The sequence below is a fragment of the Halorubrum sp. Eb13 genome (assembly GCF_002252895.1).
Taxonomy (GTDB): domain Archaea; phylum Halobacteriota; class Halobacteria; order Halobacteriales; family Haloferacaceae; genus Halorubrum.
Genome location: NZ_NHPE01000092.1, coordinates 21,851 through 29,626, shown reverse-complemented (window position 1 = coordinate 29,626; position 7,776 = coordinate 21,851). Strand labels below are relative to the sequence as shown.

8 protein-coding genes and 2 tRNA genes are annotated in these 7,776 nt (G+C 65.3%); 4 read left to right on the top strand and 6 right to left on the bottom strand.

Going from position 1 to position 7,776, the window contains the following annotated elements:
* Positions 1–234 precede the first annotated feature (234 nt).
* Complete coding sequence (locus DJ75_RS11675; protein ID WP_176451448.1) at positions 235–774, top strand: hypothetical protein; 540 nt, start codon at positions 235–237, stop codon at positions 772–774.
* Positions 775–839: 65 nt separating this feature from the next.
* Positions 840–1,190 carry a zinc ribbon domain-containing protein gene (locus DJ75_RS11670; protein ID WP_394338279.1) on the top strand — a complete coding sequence of 117 codons (351 nt, stop codon included), beginning with the start codon at positions 840–842 and terminating at the stop codon, positions 1,188–1,190.
* On the opposite strand, the gene DJ75_RS11665 is transcribed toward DJ75_RS11670, so the two are convergent.
* Positions 1,187–1,681 carry a DoxX family membrane protein gene (locus DJ75_RS11665; RefSeq protein ID WP_394338278.1) on the bottom strand — a complete coding sequence of 165 codons (495 nt, stop codon included), beginning with the start codon at positions 1,679–1,681 and terminating at the stop codon, positions 1,187–1,189. The two genes, DJ75_RS11670 and DJ75_RS11665, sit on opposite strands and share 4 nt — an antisense overlap.
* A 368-nt stretch (positions 1,682–2,049) precedes the next feature.
* Positions 2,050–2,123: transfer RNA gene (locus DJ75_RS11660), tRNA-Phe, on the bottom strand.
* A gap of 282 nt (positions 2,124–2,405) precedes the next feature.
* Here DJ75_RS11660 and DJ75_RS18675 point away from each other — a divergent pair.
* Complete coding sequence (locus DJ75_RS18675; protein ID WP_094524634.1) at positions 2,406–3,365, top strand: hypothetical protein; 960 nt, start codon at positions 2,406–2,408, stop codon at positions 3,363–3,365.
* 53 nt (positions 3,366–3,418) lie between these two features.
* On the opposite strand, the gene DJ75_RS11650 is transcribed toward DJ75_RS18675, so the two are convergent.
* Positions 3,419–4,567, bottom strand: a complete 1,149-nt coding sequence (locus DJ75_RS11650; protein WP_141212026.1) for a group I intron-associated PD-(D/E)XK endonuclease — start codon at positions 4,565–4,567, stop codon at positions 3,419–3,421.
* Between the two features lie 114 nt (positions 4,568–4,681).
* Here DJ75_RS11650 and DJ75_RS11645 point away from each other — a divergent pair, with 114 nt between their 5' ends.
* Positions 4,682–4,885 (top strand): hypothetical protein, encoded by a 204-nt coding sequence (locus tag DJ75_RS11645; RefSeq protein ID WP_094524641.1) that lies wholly within the window; start codon positions 4,682–4,684, stop codon positions 4,883–4,885.
* Between the two features lie 4 nt (positions 4,886–4,889).
* Here the strand turns inward: DJ75_RS11645 and DJ75_RS11640 are convergent.
* From DJ75_RS11640 to DJ75_RS11630, 3 genes are all read right to left on the bottom strand, one after another.
* Positions 4,890–4,960, bottom strand: a tRNA-Pro gene (locus DJ75_RS11640).
* Positions 4,961–5,052: 92 nt separating this feature from the next.
* Positions 5,053–7,107, bottom strand: a complete 2,055-nt coding sequence (locus tag DJ75_RS11635; protein WP_094524632.1) for a DEAD/DEAH box helicase — start codon at positions 7,105–7,107, stop codon at positions 5,053–5,055.
* Between the two features lie 124 nt (positions 7,108–7,231).
* The gene (locus tag DJ75_RS11630; RefSeq protein WP_094524631.1) at positions 7,232–7,762 is read right to left on the bottom strand and encodes a 50S ribosomal protein L16; all 531 of its coding nucleotides are present in this window, start codon (positions 7,760–7,762) and stop codon (positions 7,232–7,234) included.
* Positions 7,763–7,776 lie beyond the last annotated feature (14 nt).

Genomic DNA, 7,776 nt, shown 5'->3' with positions numbered 1-7,776 from the left:
CCGTAGCCGCCAGTGTCGTTGAAGAAATCAACCTTTCCGGTCGCCATTGCATCCTATCGGACGCCCCGTTCGGTCATAAGGATTGCGAGTGTACAGTTACCACGGGTGAAGGCGGACGATCGTTGTCGCTGTGGGATATTCTCAGGCAGATCGGTGACCGAGCTCTCGGACTCACCGCGTCACACCGACCGATCCGTCGATTCTCCGGCATCGGTCGTCGTCGGAGGGACGTTTATGTCCGCCCGCCGCGATCGGCGTGTCGTGTTCCGATCGCTCAGGGAGAACGGACCGGCGTTGCTCGTCCCCGCCGCCTGGACCGTCGTCGCCGCGACGGCGCTCACCGTCGTCTCGATGCGGGCCCTGTTCGTCGCCCACGCCGTCATGAGCGTCCTGCTCGTCGCGTTCGTGCTCGCCTCGTGGCGCGACATGGCGAGCGGCGTGCTCCGCGCGTGGAAGCTGGTTATCCTCGCGGGCACGCCCGCGACGCTCGCGGGCCTCGCGGGATTCCTCGCGCTCGGCGATGCCGGGACCCCCCCGACCGCCCTGTTGGCCGTCTCGCTGTACGGGTGGGCGCTCCTCCCCGCGGTCGGGTTCGCGTACACCGGTCGCCGCGTCGAGGCCGGCGCGCGGATTTACGACACCGGCGTCGCCTGCTGCGTCGCCGGCGCGGTCGCGGTCGCGGCCGCGCCCTCGGCGACGTGGACCGCGGTCGGGATCGCGATCGTCGGACTCGGACAGACCGCCGGCATCCTCGACGCCACGCTGCGGTACTGACCCGTCGCCATCGCGGCCGCCGCGGCCACCGCGACCTTGTCACATGAGATCACCCCACAATATCTATGTCTCCGGCCCGTAGGGTCCGCGTGATCGACCTCGGCCCGGTGTACCTCGCAGTCGTGGGAACGCTGCTGCTCGTCGCGTTAGGGCTCGGGTTCCGCGTGCTCCGCGGGATCGTCCGCGAGGGGCGCGACCGCCGGGCCCGTCGGCGGGCCGGCGAGATGGAGAAGTACACGGAAGACGAGGAGTACGGTGGGCGGCCGTCGGCCGGTTCGGAGGGCGACCGCGCGGCGGTCGAGGAGCGAGACGACTCGAACGGACCGGCCGCGACCTGCCCGAACTGCGGCGCGGCCAACGAGTCGGGATTCGACTACTGCCGTCGCTGTACGACGCCGCTTCGACCCGGGCCCTAGCCCGTCGGCTCCGTCGCCCCTCCCGCCTCGACCTCTGCGTCGCCCTCGGGCTCCGACTCCGGGAGCGCGTGCCACCACGCCCACAGCACTAGCACGGCCTGAAACGGGAGTCTCGCCCACGCGGCCGCCCGCGAGACCCCGGCGAACCGGTCGGGAACGAGATCGGCCGCGACGTCGTCGGTCGCCATGTAGACGTTCGCCGGGAAGACGGCGACCAGCAGCGCGACGATCCCCCACGCCGACGCCCGCCGCGTCCGGTCGAACTGCAGTCCGATCCCGAGGGCGAGCTCCGCGATCCCGGAGCAGTAGACGAGCGCTCGCGGTCGCGGGAACTCGGGCGGGACGGCCCGGGCGAACGAGTCCGGCGCGAGGAAGTGGGTCATACCCGCGACGGCGTATATCGTTCCCATCACGCGGCGGAGGCGGCGCTTCCGTCTCGCGAGCGGGCCGGTGCGGTCGTCGGTGCCGTCGGCGTCGACGTCGTCTCTCACCCGAGCGGATACCGACGGGCGACTAATGAGCGTTCCCCCGGCTTCGACCGATCCGTTTTCCCGACGGTTCGCCCTCCTCACGGGTTTGGAACATGCCGCCTCCCCGATTTGAACACCGGAAGACATCGCTCCGCTCGTCTTCCGAGCCCCCGCTCGCTGTGCTCGCGGGGACGGAGGACAGCTCGATCTTTAGTCGGCGCTTCCGAACTTAGTTCCCACAAAAACAATGCCGCCTCCCCGATTTGAACTCGCCGAGACGCTCGCCCTCGCCCCGCTCGGGCTCGCGACTCGTCTGCTCAAATCGGGTCGGGAACATTTTCACTGCTCACGGTTCAGTCGCTTCGCTCCCTCACGAGTTCGCAGGAAAATGCCGCCTCCCCGATTTGAACGGGGGACAGCTCGATCTTCAGTCGAGTGCTCTCCCAGTCTGAGCTAAGGCGGCTCGCACTCGGACCAACGCCGATTCGAGACAAAAGGATTTCGAAAGGCGGCGGTCCGATCGCCCCGCCGCCTCGGAGCGCGCGACTCGGCCCGCTCCAGAGCGCGCCGACATCGAGCCGAGGCTCCTCGCGCCGACCGCGAACGCCTCCTTCAATCCTCTCGCGGTTGCGTTCGCTTACTTCAAACCACCGTCCGTTGACGCGATAAAACCGCGGCAATCAACTTTAATTCGGGCCTAATATTCTCGGTTTTTACACCCGCCCCGGACCAACGCCGAACTGCGATGAGCCGACACACTCGACGTTCGGTCGTGAAGCTCGCAGGCGCATCGATCGCGGCCGCCGCTGTCCCCGCCGTCGCGTCGGCCGAGGAGACCTCGACCTCCGACTGGACCGTCGCCGAGACGCCGGTCGACGGGACCCTCCACGACGTCCGGTACACGGCGACGAACCCGCACGCGGTCGGCGCGGGCGGCGTCCTGATCGAGCGGACGGCGGCCGGCTGGGAGACGGTGTTCCGCGGCGGGCCCACGGGCAACGGCAACGGGCTGTACGGCGCCGCCGTCACCGACGACGGCGAGCGGCTCTGGTTCGTCGGCAACAGCGGCGCCGTCGGCGAGTACGACGTGACGACCGGGAACCTGATCGACCGGTCCAAGCCGACGGGCGCCTCCAACCAGTTCAACTCCGTCGCCGTCACGGGTCCCGCGGGCGACGCGGACGTGTACGTCGTCGACGACTCCGGGCTGGTGTACTACAGCTTCGACAACGGCGAGGAGGGTACCTGGAACTACCTCACGCCCGGTTCCGGCTCCGGGATCCCCGCCGTCGAGTTCTACGGCGCCCGCGCGGGAACCCTGATCGACACGAACGGCACGGTGTTCGGCACCGACGACGGCCCGACGTGGGAGGCGTTCGGCATAGAGAACGCCGACACGACCTTCGCCGGCCTCGACGCCGACGCCCCCGACGACGCGACTGTGGTCGGCGGCGGCGGATCCCTCTACGTCTACGACGGCGTCGAGTGGCGGTCGGACCGGATCGCAGAGGCCGGTCTCAAAGACGTGGTCACGAGCGACGCCGGCGGCGTCGCGGTCGGCGGAAGCGGCACCGTCGTCGAGCGCGATGACGGCGCCTGGGGCGTCGTCGACACGCCCTCCGGACAGAACCTCCGCGCCGTCGCGGCGTTCGACGGCGCCCGCGACTACGCCGTCGGCGCCAGCGGGACGGTGTTAGAGCGGTAAGGTTTCCACTCGGTGACTCGACTCTCAGAAGGGTCACCGAACCATATGTCTGTCTATACTGGCCACATCTTTTCTAACAGGTAATCCTCTGCAAAATTGATCCGACTATCCTCTTTTTCGGGCGGATCTATTCGCAGAGAGACAGAATCCCCGAACGAATCATCTGACACGAGATACCACTCTTCTTTTTCAGGATTCTTGAGCGAATAATAATCGGCATTATCGCCGCTCGCGTTGAACCGGAGTAGCCCGTTCTCGATCCACGTTGTTTCGACGCAGATTCGGAAGTCCAACTGCTTACTGTGGACCTCTGCCGTCTTTTTATCGCTGCACTCCACGCGGCTGTACGACACTTGCCCCTCTCGCAGTCTACTGATGAACTGGGACAGCTCCGGCGTCGGATCCGTCTGCGAAGTCCCGACGACTACTGGTGGCCAGTCGTTCCCGAACTCGTACTCATCTACTGGATTCGATCTGGTCCCTCGCGTATTCTCGCTGTCTACCCGGAAAGAGATTGATTCATTAAACTCATCAGTATGTACAGACAGCAAATCGTCCAAGCCATCGCAGTATACGAGATGGTACTCTGCGGAATTACTCGGCGTGAACCGGACCCGGCCATTCACGATCCATCCGGTTTCGACTCCGATCCGATGTGTTTCACCGTCTGTGTCCACGAACAACAGATTCCGGCTGTCCTCTCTGATCGGATCAATATACACCGAACCCTCTACGCTCTCAAGCGCATCGATAGCTGCAGAGACCGCTGAGTCACCCTCGTTGTGGCCGTCGGGTGGCCACTGGTGATCGAGCCGATAGTCATCAGCCCAATTGATCTGACTGGTCTTTCGAGTAGGCGTGTCGATGCGCAAGTGCATCGAGGTACCAACTTCCTCTGAATCGATAAAATAGGTCTCCTCTGTTTCGTCGCAGTATACGAGAAAGCAGTCGACATCGTCGCCGTACTCCTTGTACACATGCCCGGACGAATTCGTGTGTTGACTTACTCCTTTGAATCGAATTACCCCGTCTTTCAATCGCCCCGTTTTGATCTGTCCGCGCAGCAGACCGCCGTCTGGTTTTTCCAAGATAACGTCGTATCTTTCGTTGTCGCCTACCGGCGTTGATACGCTAATATTGCGCTTCTTCAGTTCCGTAATGACGATTTGTTCGGTGAGATCGCCTTGCCTGTGTGATTCCATATCTGCCGTGATTCGGTATCTCTTTTGAAAGTCATGGCACTTACATTTGTGTATTTGCAAACTATGCCGATCGAACAGCGCCAAACAATTACCAGATTGGTGCGTAAACTGAGTGTGGCCCGAACACGCGCTCTCCTCACCGAAACCGAACGCGAACATCTCAGATCGGAGAAGGCCAGCTCGAACCAGTATCAAGCTGTGTCTCGAATTCGGAACCGAATACACGAAGAACTCCAGACCGATCTAGAGGTTCTCGAAAAACACCATCCAGAGCTGTATAAGGAGCTTGCGCAGATCGTCTGTGACGGCGAAGAGTAGTAGATGGGGCCGCTGAGAGTCGAACTCAGGTCCACTGCACCCAAGGCAGCGAGGATACCACTACCCCACGGCCCCGTACCTGCACATACCCGCATCGGCCGGTAAAGCGTTTCGTTGCGCGGTCAAGGCTGTTCTCAACCGCGGCCGCCCCGCGACGGCCTGCCGCTTCACTCCTCGTCGTCGCGCAGTTCGAGATCGGCGACGATCTGGTACGGGTCCGTTCCCGTCCGGATCGCGTCGAGGATGAAGAACGCCTCGTCGGGCGCGAGGAAGTGCCTCGTGACGCCGCGGCCCAGCGGCGTCGGATCGAAGCCGTCGATGAACTCCCACTCCAGCAGCTTCCCGATCGCGTGTTTCGTCGGCACCTCGCCGATCATCCGGTCGTTGAGCCGCTTGGCCTTCTTGCCGGCGACGACGACGTTCGCCAGCGTCTCCTCGACGGCGGCCGCCTCGTCGTAGTGGGTCGCCACGTCCTCCATCTCCCCTTTCAGCAGGGTGAACGCGACCTCGTCTTCGGTGCGGTCCATGGAGTTGTGGTAGACGCCGTCGGGCTCGACGAGGAGGTAGACGCGCCCGCGGTCGTGGTAGTCCGGCCGCCCGGCGCGCCCGAGCATCTGGGAGAACTCCTGGACGGAGAGCCACTCGATCCCCATCGCCAGCGAGTCGAAGATCACCTGCGAGGCGGGGAAGTCGACGCCGGCGGCCAGCGCCGCGGTGGTGACGACCGCGGAGAGGTCCTGGTTCCCGAACTGGCGTTCGACCTGCTTCCGGCGTTTGTAGTCGAGGCCGGCGTGGTACGGCGCGGAGTCGTATCGGAGCTTCCGGCTGATCTCGTGGCAGCGCCGCCGGGAGTTCGTGAAGACGATCGTCTGTCCGCGGTACCCCTTCGACGACTTCGTGTCGAACTCCCGCTTCACGAGCTTGTCGGCGATCTGCGCCTTCTCACGGCTGTCCGCGAAGGTGACGTGCCGCTCGATGGGAACGGGGCGCTCCTCGTACTCGATGAGGGTCGCCCGGAGCTTCTCGGCGAGCCACTCCGGGTTCCCGACCGTCGCGGAGAGGTAGACGAACTGCGTGCCGCCGTATCCCGAGTGCGTCTCCATCCGATTCTCGCTGTAGTACTTCAGCCGGGAGATGAGGCCGTCGAGCCGGTGGCCGCGCTCGCCCTCCTTCAGCGTGTGGACCTCGTCGATGACGACGGTGCCGACGTCGCCGAGGTCCTTCCCCGTCCGGAGCGCGTGGTCGATCCCCTCGTAGGTGCCGACGATCACGTCGGCGTTCGGGTCGAAGCGGTTGCCGTCGTCGTTCACCCGGGAGGAGCCGACGCGGATCGAGACGTTGAGCCGGTCGCCGTAGCGGTCCCTGAAGTCCTCGTGCTTCTGGTTGGCGAGCGCGACGAGCGGGACTAAAAAGAGGAGCTTCCCCTCCCCCTTCAGCGCTCGGTCGATCCCGGTCAGCTCGCCGACCAGCGTCTTCCCCGTCGCGGTCGCGCTCACGACGAGCTGGTCGTCCCCCTCGAGGAGGCCGTTTCGCACGGAGAGGCTCTGGACCGGGAGCAGCTCCTCGAAGCGGCCTTGGAGGTGCGCGGAGAGGTCCGAGTGGAGATCGAGGTCCTCGGTGCGCACGGGGCTCACGTCGTCGACGTTGGCGGAGACCTCGTCGTACTTGGTGAGGTCGGGGTCGAGCCCGCCCTGCAGGAGGTTGACGATCCGATCGAGGTCGCCGGACTCGTAGAGTAGCTCCTCCAACCGCTCCTCGGCGGCGCCCGTGAACTCGCCTTTATACGAGAGCTCCCGTTCGAGCTCTCTGCGGGCGCAGTCCCGGCAGATCAGTTCGTCGTTGTGTTCGACCGCGGTCTCGCTCGTGATCGGCCCGTATCGCCCGTCGTTCGCGCAGCGACGGCAGGTCCGGACGGCCATCGCCTCCAGCTGGTAGCCGTCGAGCATCGCCTCCAGCCGCTTCCGGTTCTCCGGCGACGTCTGCTCGGAGATGCGGATCCGGTCGGCCGCGCGGGCGAGGTCGACGAACTCGTCCGGACGGCGGGGGTGGTCCTCGCCGTCGCGGATCACGCGGAACTTCCCCGGGCGCGGGCCCGCGGAGGTCTCCTTGAGTTCGAGCCGCCCGCGGAGCACCCTGTTCCCGTCCCGGTTCGCGACGACGGTGTAGTCGCTCCGCGCCTCGTGGAGGAACAGCGTCTCGACCTCGGCCAACTGCTGTGACACTGGCCGTCGATACGCGAGGAAGGTATTTCAGGAGTTCGGCTCGCCGTGCGGCGGCTCTCGCGTCACCGCGTCCGGCCGCACGGCTCGGGGCGTGAGAACCGCGCCTCGAAAAAGGCCGGCGGGGTTACGAGACGAGGAGCTTCTCGCCGCGGTCGACCGTGATCCGGCACGGGGGCGAGAGCTTGTTGTACGCGCGCCGGAACGCCTCCTTCACGACGGACGCCTGCTCGACGTCGCAGTAGGCGGTGAAGACGATGTCGTCCGCGTTCAGGCGGGCGGCCGTCCCGACCGGCTTGCCGAACGCCTGCCGCATCCCGTCGGAGACGCGGTCCGCGCCGGCGCCGGTCGCCTGCTTGTTCTCCCGGATGACTTGGTGGGGAAACTTGCGGAGGGTCATCTTGTAGTTGCCCTCGCCGAGCTCCTTGATCAGGTGACGGTTCGCCGAGAGGCGCGCGCTCTCGAGCGAGCCGTGGCGGATCTGGAGCTCCTCCTCGACGCGGAGGCTGATCTGGACGGGGTAGTCGTCCGGCTCGGCGGAGAGGTCGCCCATGTTGTGCTGGGCGATCTTCGAGCCGGGGATCCCGGTGATGTATTCGCGGCGGGTGTACGACGGCTTGTCGATCGTCCGATACATAGAGGCGGGTTTGTCAGACATGGCTACTTGCCCGA